The following is a 15803-nucleotide window of genomic DNA, read 5'->3' on the forward strand; positions in this document are numbered from 1 at the left end:
TTTACAAGGATTTTAAAAATTTGATAAGATCTGCCTGCTCACCCTGAGCCAGCTTTTTGAAACGGTCCCGGCTCGCACCGGCTTCCCCACCGTGCATCTGGATCGCCTGCTCAATACTTCTTGCCCGGCCATCATGCATCAAAAAGTACTGGCCGCCTTGGGAGTTGGGCGACAGACCAAGCCCCCACAGGGGCGGCGTTCTCCATTCAGAGGTCTTCGCGCTCCCTTCGGTGTAACCATCATCGAGTCCGCTACCCATATCATGGAGCAGCAAATCGGTATAGGGATGAAAGGTTTTATTGGAAAGGGCAGCTATTGGGGAAAGACTTGTTTTCAAGGTTTGCTTGTGACAGCCCTGGCAACCCAAGTCTATAAACGTTTGCTTGCCCCGCTGTACCTGCGTGTCGTTTTGGTCCCTTTGGATAGGCGCTTTTAAGGTTTGTAAATAAAAGACCACATTGTTAATCGTCAGGTTTGAAATCTCTGGATCTATCTCTTGGCCTGAGTAGACATCCTTGGGTGCAAAAGCAGAGCTGATCCCAATGTCCTGGCTGTATGCATTCACCGTCTGGTGAAGCAGGCTATAAGCGGCCGCTTTTTTTCCGAAACGATGGATGTATTTGCCATTTTTAGGGATTGCATTGGGTAAGGCATTGATGAATGAAGGCAGGGCACCATAATTGGGCACGCCCGATATCCCGTCTTTATCCAAGTCAGATGGATCGGCCATCGCCAAAATATCTTCATCGGAAACCAGCTCGATAAACCCAAGCCCCGTATTGGAAGGGGGCGTAAATCTGGAAAAAGTAGCACCGGCCGGGATCGACTCAGGTGTATAGCCAGGAATCGCCCTGTTTTGTAGCTGTGGCCCTCCCAGGTGCAGGAATTTATTGCCTGTTTCATCCGTTTGCCCGAACCGGGTCAGGGTCGTAAATAGTGTCCCTTTTCCATCACCGGCATGGCAGCTTCCGCAGCTCGTGGCTACAAAGACAGAACCTAAACCGGTTTCCCTGGTAAATATCTCATCATTGAAAGCCACATCACCTGCTAAAAACCGGGTCTTCTCCGCTGATGAAAGCCCATCGATAGGACCATCCAGGATTTGGTCGTCAGCCGGTACCCGTGGCGTAATACGCTCACACGACACGATCAAGATGGCTTCGAGAATGATAGCAAAAATAAGTAACCGTCTATTCATTTAGATTCTTCTTAACAAAGTTTTAGATAAGCCTAAAATTTATATAAAGGTAGTTTAAATTTTTATAAAGCAAATATTTGGCATAAAAAAACCTCCGGTTGTAGCCCGGAGGTTTGCTATTGCATCAGAGTAGGTTAGATATTTTTTCTTTGAATTCGGAAAGCATTTAAGATAGCCAGTAGCGCTACGCCAACATCGGCGAAAACAGCTTCCCACAAAGTTGCGATCCCGCCTGCACCTAACAGAAGGACAATTGCTTTTACAGACATGGCAAGGATAATGTTTTGCCAGACAATGGAGCGTGTGATCTTACCAGCCCGGATGGCGGAAACAATCCTGGACGGCTGATCATTCTGGATAACTACATCCGCTGTTTCAATAGTCGCATCAGATCCCAGCCCGCCCATTGCAATGCCTGCATCGGCAAGGGCGACAACGGGGGCATCATTGACTCCGTCCCCGACAAAGGCCAAACGTTTACCCGCATCCTTGAAGGCCTGCACTTTCTCAACCTTCCCTTCCGGCAACAAATCCCCATATGCTTCATCGATGCCCAGTTCTTTGGCCACTTTTTGGGCAACAGCATTCTTGTCGCCAGAAAGCATTACCGTCTTGATACCCAGGGCATGCATATCCTTGATGGCCTGCGCGGCATCTTCCTTGATTTCATCGGCAATGGTAATGTAGCCAGAATATTTGCCGTCAACGGCTACAACGACGATTGTCTCTTGGATCTGCTTGATATCATCGGGGTAAGAGATTGAAAATTTATCCAGCAGTTTCAGATTACCGGCTAGCAGCTCCCTACCTGCAACCTTGCCTTTCAAGCCATGCCCTGCTATCTCTTCTACATCGGTAGGATCTTCCAATTTTTTACCTTGCTGGTACTCGATAACCGCCCTTGCCACCGGGTGCGTGGATACATTCTCCAAGGATGCGGTCAATCTTAGGAATTCTTCCTTTTCCATATCACTAACAACCTGCTGTACTTTGAATACCCCTTTGGTAAGCGTGCCCGTCTTATCCATGACAATGGTATCCACCTTGGTCATTACATCCAGGAAGTTGGAGCCTTTAAACAAAATCCCATTACGGGAAGCCAGGCCGATGCCGCCAAAATAGCCCAGGGGAATAGAAATCGTCAGCGCGCATGGGCAGGAAATAACCAGAAACACCATCCCGCGGTAAAGCCATTGATTGAACACATAGTCATCAACAAAAAAGTACGGTAGCACCGTAATAGCCAGAGCCAAAAAGAAAACAATAGGCGTATAAATCTTGGCAAACTTGCTGATAAAAAGCTGTGTCGGTGCTTTTCTGGCCGTAGCATCCTGCACCATTTCCAGTATCCTGGAAAGCTTCGAATCCTTAAAAGCAGTCGTCACTTTTAGCTCAATCGGCCTGTCCAGGTTGATCATCCCGGCTAGCACTGCGCTTCCCTTTTCTTTGGTATCGGGCTTGGACTCACCCGTCAACGCAGCGGTATTGAAACTGGCCGATTCCGTTAGCAATTCACTGTCCAGGGCGACTTTCTCACCTGGTTTGACCATAATGATATCGCCAATTACAGCATCAGCGGGGTTAATGACCTTATTACCCCCGCTTCTCTTGACAGTCACCTTATCGGGACGAACGTCCAGCAGGGCTTTAATAGAACGTTTTGAGCGGTTAACCGCCAGGTCCTGAAAGAGCTCGCCCAGCTCGTAAAAGATCATCACAGCAACGCCTTCGGCAAACTCGCCAATATAGAACGCCCCCAGCGTGGCAGTTGTCATCAAGGTGAACTCGTTGAAAAAATCTGCGCGCTTGACCCTTCTGAACGCAATTTGAATTGTTTTGTAGCCTGCCAGCACATAGGCTGCCACCATTAACCCAATCTCGACGGGCTTTGCCACCTGGATTTCGAGCACTTTGCTTACCAGCAAAAAACCAAGCAGGATCACAAGGCTCAGCCATAATGCCCACCGGCTTTTGATCAGGCTCTCGCTACCCCCTTGACCGCTATGATCGTGCCCGTCGCCTTCGCTATGGTCGTGGTCATCATCATCTTCCTGATCATGATCTTCCCCTTCCGCATAGTCATGGCCTTCGTGTTGTTGTTTTTTTGCTAATTCTGTATCAATTGGCTCCTGCTTTTCAGGCTCGTTGTTCCGGCTTTTTTCCATGATATAGTTCCTTTTAATTTCTACAATAAGTCTAAGATGCCCAGGCCAATGAGCGTGATCTGTCGGCGAGAACCAATGGTAAAACAGCCATTAAAACGGTGAACCATATAGTCTTCATACGAATGGAATCAATCAGCTCATTATAACAGCTATCAGCATATTGGCTATTGAACCACTATTTTTTTTGTCACGCTGCTGGCTTTACCGACAAATTCCAATAAATACAATCCGGATGGCCAAAATGAAGAAGATATTTCCTTTTCAACATTTGCCATCACGACAATATTTTCTGCAATAACGCTCCCCTTCACATTCACTATTTTTAATAGTGAATTTTCAGATGAAACAATCTTAATATACTGGCTAGCCGGGTTGGGATAAACCACTACCTGATGCTCGCCCACCCCTATCAATGGAGGGGTAACAGGTAATATATTGTTAAGCAATATTATCCCCCCGGCGTTAGTGCCTATTGCGATATCTGGTTTTCGGTCCCCATTATAATCGCCCGCATGGGCAAAAAGGTAATTCCCATAAACGGGTGCCGTTGCCGTACCATTATTTTCAACCAGCAGGCTCTCTCTCTGTGTCCACTGCCCCCAACGCGCACTATGAAAAATACGGATTGTCCCGGTATGATCGGCAGTCATCAGATCTGCTAGCCCGTCCAGGTCAAAGTCCGCTACTGATACCTGCGCGAAACGTCCCTGAAAATTAAGTGAGACTCCTGCGAAAGCTTCGGTTTGTAGTTTGAATTCAAAACGACCCCTTGACGCGGTATTGATATAGTAATAGATATTGCCTTGTGTTTTTCCTATCAATAGGTCCAGATCGCCATCCCCGTCACTGTCATAGAAAAAAGGGACATCACCGATCCGTAGATCAGTTGGCATGGGTAGCAAGATGGCATCTTGTATGTTTAGCAGGGCCGCTGCCGTCCTTCCCCGGTTGGGTATATACCTGAATTCAGGCTTTAAGCCGCCAGACGAAACGGATGAAAACCCAAGGTCTATGGTCCCGTCTCCATTGAAATCAGCCCATTTAGGCTTGATGTTATAGAGGGCGAAAGCATCATACAACCCCAAATAGTTTTCGGACTCCATTTCATAGATCGGCTCTGTGGCAGTGCCGGTGTTCCTAAGCAGCCACAGGCTCCCACGGAAGCCAGTGCTTGCTGGATTTCCTCCTGTACCTATGATCAGGTCAAGGTCTCCATCGCCATCTATATCAAAAAAAGATGGAGCCGCATTTTCACCCACATCAATCATTTGATCCTGCAAGAAGTTCTTTTGCATAAGGCTGAACTCTGGCTTTTGCTGGGTACCCGTGTTTTTATAATACCAGTTCGAAGCTTTAAAATCGGTCGAATTGTTGTCTGAGGATCCAACATTGGTTGAAACAATAAGGTCTTTCAATCCGTCGAAATCAACATCTTCCAAATAGGCTGCCGGAAACATGGAAATGGAAACTGGATCCTTTGCAGGATAGGAATTAGTGGACGATGTGTAGTTGGCAATAAGACCTGCATTGGAGTTGCTGACAAAGGAAATATAATCACTGCTTACATGACCGATTAACAAGTCTTTGGTACTATCCCCGTTTAAGTCACTAGCAAGGATGGAATTTCCTGCATGCATAATACGTCCGCCTGAATAATCCACCACACCACAATCTGCCCCGAATACAAAGTCCAGATTGGCGTCCTTATGAAAATTTCCCCAGCAATCACCATTGCGGAAATAGACAGGATCAGCCTGCGTGCCCAAGCTATCGGGCCTGCCGAACCGCTCCATGCTCAGATTCTGGTGCAGCTCTATAAAGGTTCCTGAATAGTCAAAAGTAAGCACATCCAAATCCCCGTCATCATCTATATCGACGATTGCAGGGATATCCTCACCGGATACCTGTAAATTAAGATTGGAAGAAAAACCTTTGGTGCTTACACCTTCCCTGACCAGTTGCCATGACCAGCTGCCTTCTGTTTTCAGCTGCCTATAAACGCTGATACCTAAGGGTGAGCTGGTAAAAAGATCTTTATGACCGTCCCGATCGTAATCTGCCAGTACCATCCAGTTGTAGATGGCAGGAAATAGTTGTTCATAAGACGGTGCATGTAAAAAAACTTTACCCGATGCCTCTGACGGGTTAGGTGCAGCAACAAATGTGGTCACCTTGCTATTGGTACGGTCAAAAACCACCAGATCTTCAATGCCATCCCCATCCAGATGCATTTTAGTGAATTGTGAAGCATTAAGGCCTCCTGCCCAGGGATTTAGTAGCTGCACGTTTTTTACCCTTACTCTGGTAACCGTATCGGTTTTAAACCAGGATTGCTGCGCCTGAACAGCGGCTGAAATAGTTAAATAAAAGAGGAAATATATGATCTTCATGGCTAGTAGGGATAGCGTAATTTCTAAATCGTTGCAGCAGTTGAACCTTATTTTTGCATCAGTCCGGCAACGATATTGATACTTAATGCAACAATAACCGTGTTAAAAGCAAAAGCCAGAACACCATGCATCAATGCCAGCCTTCGAATTCTTTTTGATGTGATCTGTACATCTGAAACCTGAAAGGTCATTCCGATCACAAATGAAAAATAGGTGAAATCAAGGTAGTCGGGCTCTTTCTCATTCGGAAATTCAAGTCCCTCTGGCTTTTGATTTTTACCTTTTAGGTCGTGTTCAATATTGCAGTAATACAAATGGGCGTACCTCAGAGTAAATGTGGTATGAACTAGCCACCATGAGCTGATGACACTGGCCAGTGAAAGTAAAATGTGAGCCGTCAGATCCGATTTTGACTGCTGGCCAGTACCTTGTAAGAGAATTAAAATGGCAAAAAGACTTACAAACGCCGCAGCAACAGCAAATAAGAAAATCAGCGTCCGGCTTGAATCCTGGGCATGGACCTCATGTTTGACCTCAGCCGGATGAGATGACAAAATGGTTATCCACGATAGCGACAGACTGGTAAGACAATAAGCAAGCCAGGTAACCATGATATGGACGGGCTTTGAAAACGCTCCAATAGCCAGTAGAAATGCAATCAATCCAGCTGCAAGGGCTATGTACAATTTATGGTGTGCATCCAGACGATTTATGAATTTCATTGAGGTACAGCGGGTTAAAAAGGTGGCATAAACTCAAAGCATCATTCCCAGGATCATAAAAATGAGAAAACCCGTAAAGAAGGAGGCCGTATAAAAAGCAGTTTCCTTTTCTTCATGGGCTTCCACGAGCAGCTCCTCGGTGACCAGAAACAACAAAGCCGCTGACCCAAAAGAAAGTATTAACTCTAGCACGTTGTCAGAGGTATTGTGCAGTAATAGCAGTCCCAGCGCTGAGCCTGAAATGAATACCAAAGCCATAGCCAGAAGGGTAAGATGAATGACCTTTTTAGAGGGCGATGATCCCGACAGAGATGTTACTGTGGCAATTCCAAGCGATAAACATTCTAAGGCAAGGGCAACCGCAAGCAGCACCCCTTCCTTCTCCCCTGCTGCAAAGCCAATGCCCAGCAGTATCCCGTCAATCAGCAGATCAATACCCATGGCTATAAGTACACCCCATGGCAAACCGTTTACTTCTGCTACTTTTACAGCTGGCTGGATTTTCCCGGTAAAATATTTGATGAGCAGCATGGCTGCCACTCCGGACGAAAAGCCAATAATGATTGATTTCGCATCGTGTATCTTGATCATATCCGGCAGGAGCTCTACGGCAACTACGGAAAATACAACCCCGGCCGCAAAATGAAGGATAATGCTTTTCAATGCCGCACCTGGCGGCTTGAAATAGGCGATCATTCCGCCGATATACCACAGCAGTACAGGAATTAAAGTAAAAACAATTTCTTTCGAAGAGACCATATCAGCGAATTGTTTTCTTTACAGATCTATTATTCCGATAAAATGTCCTTAGTCATTTTTATAAGCTAAAAGCCTTAATGCATTAAAAACAACGATCAAAGTCGATCCCTCATGGGCAATTACGGCAGGCCCAATGGAGGCAATGCCCAAAATGGTAAGCGGAATTAAGACCGCTACAACGCCCAAACTGATCCATAGGTTTTGTTTGATAATGCCCCTTGCTTTACGACTAAGGCCGATGGCAAACGGCAGGCTTTCCAGCTTATCCCCCATCAGCGCAATATCGGCGGTTTCCAGCGCCACATCGGACCCGGCAGCACCCATGGCTATTCCCACTGTGCTTTTAGCCATCGCCGGTGCATCATTGACCCCATCACCAACCATTGCTACCTTTTTCTCTGATTCTGCAAGCTTTGAAACAGCTTCGACTTTGTTTTCAGGCATCAAATTCCCCCAGGCATCTGTAATACCGATCTGTTTGGCGATCGCTTCTGCCACCTGTTGGTTGTCCCCGGTAAGCATGATCATTTTTTTGATACCCAAAGAGCTCAGCTCTTTCAGCACATGCTGCGCCTCTTTGCGCGGGACGTCCATCAGGGAAAGTATACCGATAAAGTCGGCCTCTCTTTTAACAAGCATCGAAGTATGTCCCCCTTTTTCCAATTCTTCCACCTGGCTGACCAAATCCTTGGGGATACCGTCTTTTTCGTTTTCAAACAAGGCCTTGTTTCCAATCCAGACCTGCTTCCCACCCACTTCTGCTTTCACTCCTTTGCCGGTAACAGCCTGAACATTTCTGGCTTCATCTGCCTGGATCCCTTTTATTTTTTCTTCCGCCCCCTTCACTATGGCTGCTGCCAGTGGATGATCACTAAGCTTCTCTACCCCAATGGCAATTTTTAAAAGTTCTTCCTCGCTGATATTGTTAAGCGGGATTACATTGGTCAATTTGGGTTTTCCCTCTGTGAGTGTACCCGTTTTATCAAAGGCAATCGCATTAAGCTCTCCAAGGTCTTCGAGTGGCCCTCCTCCTTTAATCAGTACGCCCCCACGGGCTGCACGGGCAATTCCGCTCAGAACAGCACTGGGTGTAGATATGGCGAGCGCGCACGGGCTTGCTGCTACCAGCACAGACATGGCCCTGTAAAAGCTTTTGCTAAAAGGCTCGTCAATAACAAGAAATGCAAAGCATAACAACGTGACAAGTACCAAAACAGCAGGTACAAAATACTTTTCGAACTTGTCTGTAAACAGCTGGGTAGGCGATTTTTGCTTTTCTGCTTCATTGACCATTTTCACCAAACGGGAAATGGTCGAATCTTTGGCTTCCTTGATCACCTTCACTTCCAGAACCGACCCACCATTAATAGTTCCGGCAAAAACCCGGAACTGGGCTTCAATGTTCTTCTCTTGGCTGTAATCTTTGCCCGCATCGGCAACAGGCGATTTATCTACAGGAACACTTTCTCCGGTAATCGGGGCCTGGTTGACACTACCCTCCCCTTTAACGACCACCCCGTCTGCGGGGATTTTGCTGTTGGGTTTGATGATGATTATTTCTCCAAGCTTCAACTCTTCGATACGTACCTCTTGTTGTTTTCCATCCCTTAAAACCAGTGCAACCGCAGGTGCCAGGCTTGTCAGGGCCTCAATGGATTTTCTGGCCTTGCCCATCGCAAAGTGTTCCAGCGCATGTCCTAAACTAAACAGGAATAGCAAAAGGGCCCCTTCCGCCCACTCTCCCAGAATAGCGGCCCCAATGGCTGCTACCAGCATTAAAAAATCAATCTCAAAACCTCCTTTCGCAATCGTTTCAACCGCCTCTTTGGCGGTGAAAAACCCTCCGAAAAAGTAGGCCACAATATAAAATGCCAAACTAACCCAATCCGGGATGGAATCAACATAGGAAAGACCAAACCCTATTCCCAGGCAAGCCCCGCAGAGCAACGCGAAAATAAGCTCGGTATTTTTTCCAAAAATACCCCCGTGTTCATGCGTATGCTCCTTACTTTCCCCTTCCTTGTGACTTTCATGTTCATGACCTTCATGGGCATCACCCTGATGATCCTGGGCCTGGTTTGGATCCAGCGTGCTGCCTTTTGTGGCGGCCGCTTTATTCTTCTCGTTATTTTTATCTTCCTCCATGTTTTTAAGAATTAGCGTTCTGATCAATGCATACATAACTAAAATCTATTCTTCTTCCTCTGCATTTTTAAGTTTTGCCAGCAAGGCATAAGCCCCTTTCAAAACAATCCTGGCCGATTTACCATCAAAGCCCTCCTGAAACTTAACCTGCGAGTACCCGTTTTCTGACGCGCCCCTGACGACTTCTGTCATTTCGAACGCCATTTCAGTTCCAGCCGAATCCTTTACGGCAGCATTTTGGATAAATATGTAAGATTTACCTTCAAAGTCGACAATAGCCTGTTCAGGAAGCGCAGTTACAGGGCTAGCCCCGGTCTCAATAATTGCTTTTACAAAGTTTTCAGGGAGAAGCCCTGGTTCCTCTTTACTAAGATGGCAATGCACCCTAACGGTGCGGTCTTCGTTGATTTTTTGATTGATCAGATACACTTTGGCTGTATATTCTTTATCTGCATTATTGCTGACCGTAAAATGGACCAACTGGCCCAGCCTGATCTTTGGGATATCCTGTTCAAAAACAGAAAGCTCCACGTGCAAGTGATCTGTGTCAACGATCTCAAACATGACATCGGTCGGGTTGACATATTTACCTATATTGACATTTACTGCGGTAACTGACCCGCTGATCGGGGAATAAATCGAAGCGCTGTTAACGATCGTTCCGCTATTTAAGGTTTTTAGACTGATGCCAGCCGTTTTAAGCCTTTCTGTCAATCCTTCCAATCTCGCCTTTTGACTTTTTACCTCAGAACCGGCCTGTTGCAGGATTTTTTGGGCATTGATATTTTCCTTGCTCAACTCAGTTTGACGATTGAATTCGAGCTGCGCATATTCAAGCCTGCTCTGGGTTTCCAGGTAGTCCTGCTGTATCTGGATAAAATCCGGATTTTCAATGGTGGCCAGAATCTGGCCTTTTTTAACCTTCGTTCCCTGCAACAGGTCGGTCTTTCTGACAAAACCACCCATTGGCGCTGAAATGCTGACCAGATTTTGAGGTGGGATGTCAATTTTACCATTAGCAGTCACCACTTCGCTGATGTTCCGGGTCGTTGTCGTTCCGATTTCTACCCCAGCCGTTTCATATTGTGCTTTTGTAAGCGCTACCGTATTGGTCTCTGCCGGTTTTTCTTCTGCCGTGGGCGTTTTTTCAGCGGTTTCAGCTTTTTCCCCCTCAGATTTGCCACAGGAAGATAAAGCTGCCAGAAGAAATAAAACAACGATGATATTTTTCATTTTAATTACCTTTTCTATATAAACCATGATTTACGATCTAATTAATGCACTGATTTTATTGTCTGTTTAACAGGAACTCTATCTCAATCACCGATTGGTTATAGGAGTCCAGAAGGTTCAAATACGTAGATTTGATATTCAACGCCCTGTTAAGTGACTGGGCAAATTCCACATAGCCGATATCCCCGCCTTCATAGGCCCTGGTTGCATTATTGCGGATCACGTCAGCCAAAACCAATGTGTTCCGCTCATACAAGTCAAGGCTTTGATTTGCGCTTTGATAAGTCTGTATGGCCTGCTGGAGTGAACTGGTCAACTGTAAGCTGGTCAGATCAAGTTGGTTCCGGCTCACTTTTTCGTTAAGCTCGGAAGCTTTGATGCGTGCGCGGGAAGCTCCGTTGAAAATCGGTATGGAAACCCCAAATTGAAAGGCATGAAAACGTTTTCCACTCCCGTAATACACATCATTGCCATTGAATGTCTGTGTTCCAATCAAGGACTGGTTGGAATAACCGATATTGAAATCCGGCAGAAGACTTGTGCGTTGAAATGCGGTTGTACGCTGATCAATAATAATCTGCTGCTGTAAAAATTTTAGATATGGATTGCTGTTGATCCCGGAAGTGTCCAGTGTCAGGCCTGCCAGGGTTCGCCTTGTCAGCGTATCCACATCGGGTGCAACGGCGTCAGAACTAAAAATCAGTGTCTGTAACTGTTTTTGCAGGTTTAGCTTATCCCCCTGATTCTGTATGATGCGGGACTCGATATCGCCAAGCTCGCTCTGCGCTACCGAAGACTCGAGCTGATTGGCCTCCCCGGTTTTAAAGCGGAGCTCTGCGGCTTTCACAAAGCGCTGTGCGCGCAATCTTTCCTGCAACAAAAGGTCGCGCTGCTTTTCAATCAGTAACAAACTGTAATAGGTACTTTTAACCTGACGGACAAGTTCGTTTTTTGTTACTTCCAGCCTGGTCTGGATACCATTTACCTGCTCGGACAATAAGGCCCGTCGTTTGGCAGTCACCCCTGGATGGGAAAGTGTCTGGTTTACATTAAACTGATTATCAAACTTTCTGCTGTTATACTGCCCACCCATCCATGAAACGTCGGTTTTGGCAAGGTCCCTGGCCGTTCCCAGCAATGCCCTTTGGACATCAATCTGGTAAACACCTGATTTTATTTCAAGGTTTTTAGCGGACGCTTCCTCAATAGCTGTGGACAACGAAATCTTTCTAACTGAACCCGTGGAATCCTGTGCCTTGGCTGATGGTGCGCATATACTGGCAACTGCCGCTAAAAGAATCAATGAGACGGGCTTGATCAAGGCAGCTTTACCAAACCGTTTTTCAAAAATCAGATAAAGTACCGGCAGCACAAGCAGTGTCAAAAGGGTCGCCGAAACCAATCCTCCAATTACCACGGTTGCAAGGGGACGTTGTACCTCGGCCCCAGAACTGGAAGAAAGAGCCATAGGCAAAAAACCAAGGGATGCAACAAGGGCCGTCATCAATACCGGGCGTAGCCTGGTTTCAGTGCCCTGGAAGATAACCTTTCGAAGATCGGTTTCCCCTTCCTTCCTTAAAAAATTAAACTCACCGATCAACACAATCCCGTTGAGTACCGCTACTCCAAAAAGGGCAATAAAGCCAATACCCGCCGATATACTGAAAGGCATGTCCCTGAGCCACAACGCAAATATTCCGCCAATCGCTGACAGTGGGATGGCAGTCAATATCAACAGGCTTTGTCTAAGTGAGTTAAATGTAAAGAACAGCAGCACAAAAATCAGCAACAGAGCAATTGGGACCGCAATACTCAAACGCGTGCTTGCTTCTTGCAAATTTTGGAATTGCCCACCATAAGTTGCATAGTAGCCGGTTGGAAGCTTTAACTGGCTGTCTACTTTGGCCTGGATTTCCTTTACAATACTTTCCACATCGCGGCCGCGTACATTAAAGGCGATCGTGATCCTGCGTTTAGCATCCTCACGCTGGATCTGGTTTGCGCCATTTTTCATTTCCACGGTGGCTACCTGATCCAAAGGAACCTGCTGACCCGTCGGGGAAGTAATAAATAAGGCGCTGACATCATCTAATGTACGGCGGCTCGCATTATTGAGCCTTACTACCAGGTCAAACCTTCTTTCTCCTTCATATACCAACCCTGCGCTGCTTCCGGCAAAGGCTGTGTTCAGTGTCCGGTTGGCATCTTCGATGGTAATACCGAATTTGGACAAGCGGTCACGGTCAAAACCGACTACGATCTGTGGAAGCCCACTTACCGCTTCCACATATAAATCTTCTGCCCCTTCGACAGAACCAACCAGTTTTCCAAGTTTGGCCGCCTGCTCAGCCAGCACATCCAGGTCCTCTCCGAAAATCTTGATGGCAACATCCTGCTTGACCCCGGTCATTAGCTCGTTAAAACGCATTTGGATGGGCTGCTGAAATCCAAATGTTACCCCTGGAATGGTCTGGGTAAGGGTTTCTTGCATCTTTTCTGCCAGCTCTTCACGGCCAGCGGCCTTTGTCCATTCTGATCTCTCCTTTAAAATGACCATCACATCCGCCGCCTCTACCGGCATAGGGTCTGTCGGAATTTCCGAGGATCCTATTTTTCCTACTACTTCCACAACCTCGTCAGGAAAATTCTTCTTGAGTACGCCCGCGGCTTTCTGGGCAGCGTCCACGGTTTCAGAAAGCGAGCTCCCGGTCAGAACCCGCATCTCAATGGCAAAATCACCTTCGTCAAGTTGCGGTATGAACTCGCCGCCCATATTTAAAAAGATCCAAAGGCTGATCCCAAAAAGGCCAAAGGCACTCGCTACAATAATAAACCTCTGACGCAGGGCAAAAGCCAGCGCAGGCACATACAACCTATGGAAAAAAGCAATGATCTTATCAGAAATGTTTGCCTTATGCTCATTCTTTTTGCTCAGAAACAGCGCCGAAACCATCGGGACATAAGTCAGAGACAGGATAAATGCGCCCAGGATCGCAAAACTTACGGTCTGCGCCATAGGCCGGAACATTTTACCTTCTATGCCCACCAGTGCCAGGATTGGCAGGTAAACAATCAAAATAATAATTTCACCGAATGCTGCTGAATTCCTGATCTTGGAGGCAGACTCGTAAACTTCCCGGTCCATTTCGTTCTGTGAAAGCCGGTGGGTGTATTTCTTTCCTACAATATGGTGAAGCGTTGCTTCCACAATGATCACCGCCCCGTCAACGATAAGCCCAAAGTCAATCGCACCCAAACTCATCAAATTACCGGAAACACCAAAAAGGTTCATCATACTGACAGCAAACAGCATTGCTAGCGGGATGACCGATGCCACAACGAGCCCCGCCCTTAGGTTTCCTAAAAGAAGGATAAGCACAAAAATGACGATCAAAGCACCTTCTATCAGGTTTTTTGAAACGGTATGAATGGCGTTGTTAACCAATTTGGTACGGTCAAGGAATGGTTCGATGACCACACCTTCCGGCAGCGATTTGCGGATCTGCTCTACCCTTTCCTTTACATTGCCTATCACTTTGGAAGAGTTTGCGCCTTTTAGCATCAAAACAAGCCCACCTACTACTTCACCTTCATCGTTGCGGGTCATTGCCCCATAGCGCACAGCACTACCAAATTGCACAGTCGCAATATCCCTGACTAAAACAGGAAGGCCGTTGGATGTGGTTTTAACCTGGATCTTTTCAATATCCTTTAGGCTTCCGATAAGCCCCTCACTTCTGATAAAGTAAGCATTGGGTTTTTTGTCAATGTACGCCCCTCCGGTATTCTGGTTATTCTGTTCAAGAGCAGCAAAGATTTCAGACATAGAAATCTGGGCACTTCTTAGCTTAAATGGGTCGATGGCAATTTCATATTGCTTCAAAAACCCGCCAAAACTGCTTACATCGGCGACTCCCTCAGTGCCAAGTAACTGCCTGCGCACGATCCAGTCCTGGATGCTTCTAAGCTCCATAGGAGGGTATTTTTTCTCAAAACCCTTTTTTGTGTGCAGTACATACTGGTAAATTTCGCCCAGGCCTGTTGAAACCGGGCCCAGTTCGGGCGAACCCACGCCGGGTGGTATTTGTTCAACCGCCGTTTGCAGGCGCTCGGAAACCTGTTGACGGGCCCAATATACGTCAATGTCGTCTTTGAAAACGATAGTTACTACTGAAAGGCCAAACCTTGAAATAGAACGGATTTCTTCGGTGCCCGGGATGGTAGCCATCGCTGTCTCTACTGGGAAAGTAACCAGCCTTTCCACTTCCTGGGCTGCTAGCGATGGGCTGGCGGTAATGACTTGTACCTGGTTGTTTGTAATATCAGGAACCGCATCAATAGGTAACTGGGTCAATGAATACCCTCCCCAAATAATTAAGGCAAGGGTAAGTATTCCAATAATCAGCTTATTGTGAATTGAAAAATGAATGATTTTATCTAACATTAGATATTAGCTTACGTGTATGAATGAGCTTATGACGGCGGCCAGGATAATGGCCGCATCGCAGAAGCAAGTCTAGTAATACAGGTAGGCTAAGCGCGTGGCGGCTGCCAGATAGATGATATATTACCGTTATGGGAACGGCTAAGGTAGGCGAAAGTGATTGCCTTGAAAAAGCTAAAAGCCGCTTTTGCAGGCAAAATAGCAACGGGCTGAGCCATTGAAACACTCGCACAGCAGGCACAGGTACAAAATGGCGTACAAAGATCTATGTCAGCTGCTTGCTGACGCGTTTGACCCGCTTTAATCACATTTATGGTTGTGCCATATGCTTCCATCGACACTGTGTCCGTGCAGGGAATGCAGGAAAGTGCAGTTGTATAAATGGCCAATATGATTAAAGCAATGCGAATCATGCCGCAAAGATAATTTAAATGAAAGTGCAACAGGTAGGCAAAAATGAAATAATTTTCCTGTGATATTTGTGATTTAAAATTTAATTGCTACCGATAACACCGCAATTTCAGACTAACAATGAAGAGCAGAAAGGTTATCCCCAATAAGGTCAACCGGATGAAACCGAAAAGATCGCCATACAGCGGATTTTTGAAAACCTCCAAGCGAACTAAGCCCAGGACTTTCATGATGGTCTTGTATTACTTGATCGCGGCATTGATGTTGGCAGCCATTTTTTTCAGATTGAGACACTACTTCATGGCGCATTGGAAATAACACCAATGGAATGCAGGT

9 protein-coding genes are annotated in these 15803 nt (G+C 46.4%); all 9 read right to left on the reverse strand.

Annotated elements, in window-relative coordinates; all coding sequences use genetic code 11:
- Position 1: 1 nt before the first annotated feature.
- The 9 genes from FEN17_RS26595 to FEN17_RS27570 all read right to left on the reverse strand — a co-directional run bounded on the left by FEN17_RS26595 (position 2) and on the right by FEN17_RS27570 (position 15469).
- On the reverse strand, positions 2-1198 hold the full coding sequence (locus FEN17_RS26595) for a di-heme oxidoredictase family protein (RefSeq protein ID WP_138368468.1): 1197 nt from the start codon (positions 1196-1198) through the stop codon (positions 2-4).
- A gap of 134 nt (positions 1199-1332) precedes the next feature.
- Positions 1333-3363 carry a heavy metal translocating P-type ATPase gene (locus FEN17_RS26600; protein WP_138368469.1) on the reverse strand — a complete coding sequence of 677 codons (2031 nt, stop codon included), beginning with the start codon at positions 3361-3363 and terminating at the stop codon, positions 1333-1335.
- A 164-nt stretch (positions 3364-3527) separates the two neighbouring features.
- Positions 3528-5753 (reverse strand): T9SS type A sorting domain-containing protein, encoded by a 2226-nt coding sequence (locus FEN17_RS26605; RefSeq protein WP_138368470.1) that lies wholly within the window; start codon positions 5751-5753, stop codon positions 3528-3530.
- 47 nt (positions 5754-5800) lie between these two features.
- Entirely contained in the window at positions 5801-6475 is a 675-nt protein-coding gene (locus tag FEN17_RS26610; protein WP_138368471.1) for a DUF1345 domain-containing protein, read from the reverse strand.
- A 33-nt stretch (positions 6476-6508) separates the two neighbouring features.
- On the reverse strand, positions 6509-7234 hold the full coding sequence (locus FEN17_RS26615) for a ZIP family metal transporter (RefSeq protein WP_138368472.1): 726 nt from the start codon (positions 7232-7234) through the stop codon (positions 6509-6511).
- Positions 7235-7282: 48 nt separating this feature from the next.
- Positions 7283-9379 carry a heavy metal translocating P-type ATPase gene (locus FEN17_RS26620; RefSeq protein WP_138368473.1) on the reverse strand — a complete coding sequence of 699 codons (2097 nt, stop codon included), beginning with the start codon at positions 9377-9379 and terminating at the stop codon, positions 7283-7285.
- 45 nt (positions 9380-9424) lie between these two features.
- The gene (locus FEN17_RS26625; RefSeq protein ID WP_138368474.1) at positions 9425-10612 is read right to left on the reverse strand and encodes an efflux RND transporter periplasmic adaptor subunit; all 1188 of its coding nucleotides are present in this window, start codon (positions 10610-10612) and stop codon (positions 9425-9427) included.
- Between the two features lie 55 nt (positions 10613-10667).
- A complete protein-coding gene (locus FEN17_RS26630) occupies positions 10668-15056 on the reverse strand; it encodes a CusA/CzcA family heavy metal efflux RND transporter (RefSeq protein ID WP_138368475.1) in 4389 nt (1462 codons plus the stop codon).
- A gap of 89 nt (positions 15057-15145) precedes the next feature.
- A complete protein-coding gene (locus FEN17_RS27570) occupies positions 15146-15469 on the reverse strand; it encodes a DUF6660 family protein (RefSeq protein ID WP_205748194.1) in 324 nt (107 codons plus the stop codon).
- Between the last annotated feature and the right edge of the window lie 334 nt (positions 15470-15803).

This window comes from Dyadobacter luticola (assembly GCF_005860805.1).
GTDB classification, from domain to species: Bacteria; Bacteroidota; Bacteroidia; order Cytophagales; family Spirosomataceae; genus Dyadobacter; species Dyadobacter luticola.

What these genes read in the sequence shown, in the direction of transcription:
- FEN17_RS26600 (WP_138368469.1), bottom strand. Translation starts at nt 3,363, where the DNA reads ATGGAAAAAAGCCGGAACAACGAGCCTGAAAAGCAGGAGCCAATTGAT.
- FEN17_RS26605 (WP_138368470.1), bottom strand. Translation starts at nt 5,753, where the DNA reads ATGAAGATCATATATTTCCTCTTTTATTTAACTATTTCAGCCGCTGTT.
- FEN17_RS26625 (WP_138368474.1), bottom strand. Translation starts at nt 10,612, where the DNA reads ATGAAAAATATCATCGTTGTTTTATTTCTTCTGGCAGCTTTATCTTCC.
- FEN17_RS26620 (WP_138368473.1), bottom strand. Translation starts at nt 9,379, where the DNA reads ATGGAGGAAGATAAAAATAACGAGAAGAATAAAGCGGCCGCCACAAAA.
- FEN17_RS26615 (WP_138368472.1), bottom strand. Translation starts at nt 7,234, where the DNA reads ATGGTCTCTTCGAAAGAAATTGTTTTTACTTTAATTCCTGTACTGCTG.
- FEN17_RS27570 (WP_205748194.1), bottom strand. Translation starts at nt 15,469, where the DNA reads ATGATTCGCATTGCTTTAATCATATTGGCCATTTATACAACTGCACTT.
- FEN17_RS26610 (WP_138368471.1), bottom strand. Translation starts at nt 6,475, where the DNA reads ATGAAATTCATAAATCGTCTGGATGCACACCATAAATTGTACATAGCC.
- FEN17_RS26630 (WP_138368475.1), bottom strand. Translation starts at nt 15,056, where the DNA reads ATGTTAGATAAAATCATTCATTTTTCAATTCACAATAAGCTGATTATT.
- FEN17_RS26595 (WP_138368468.1), bottom strand. Translation starts at nt 1,198, where the DNA reads ATGAATAGACGGTTACTTATTTTTGCTATCATTCTCGAAGCCATCTTG.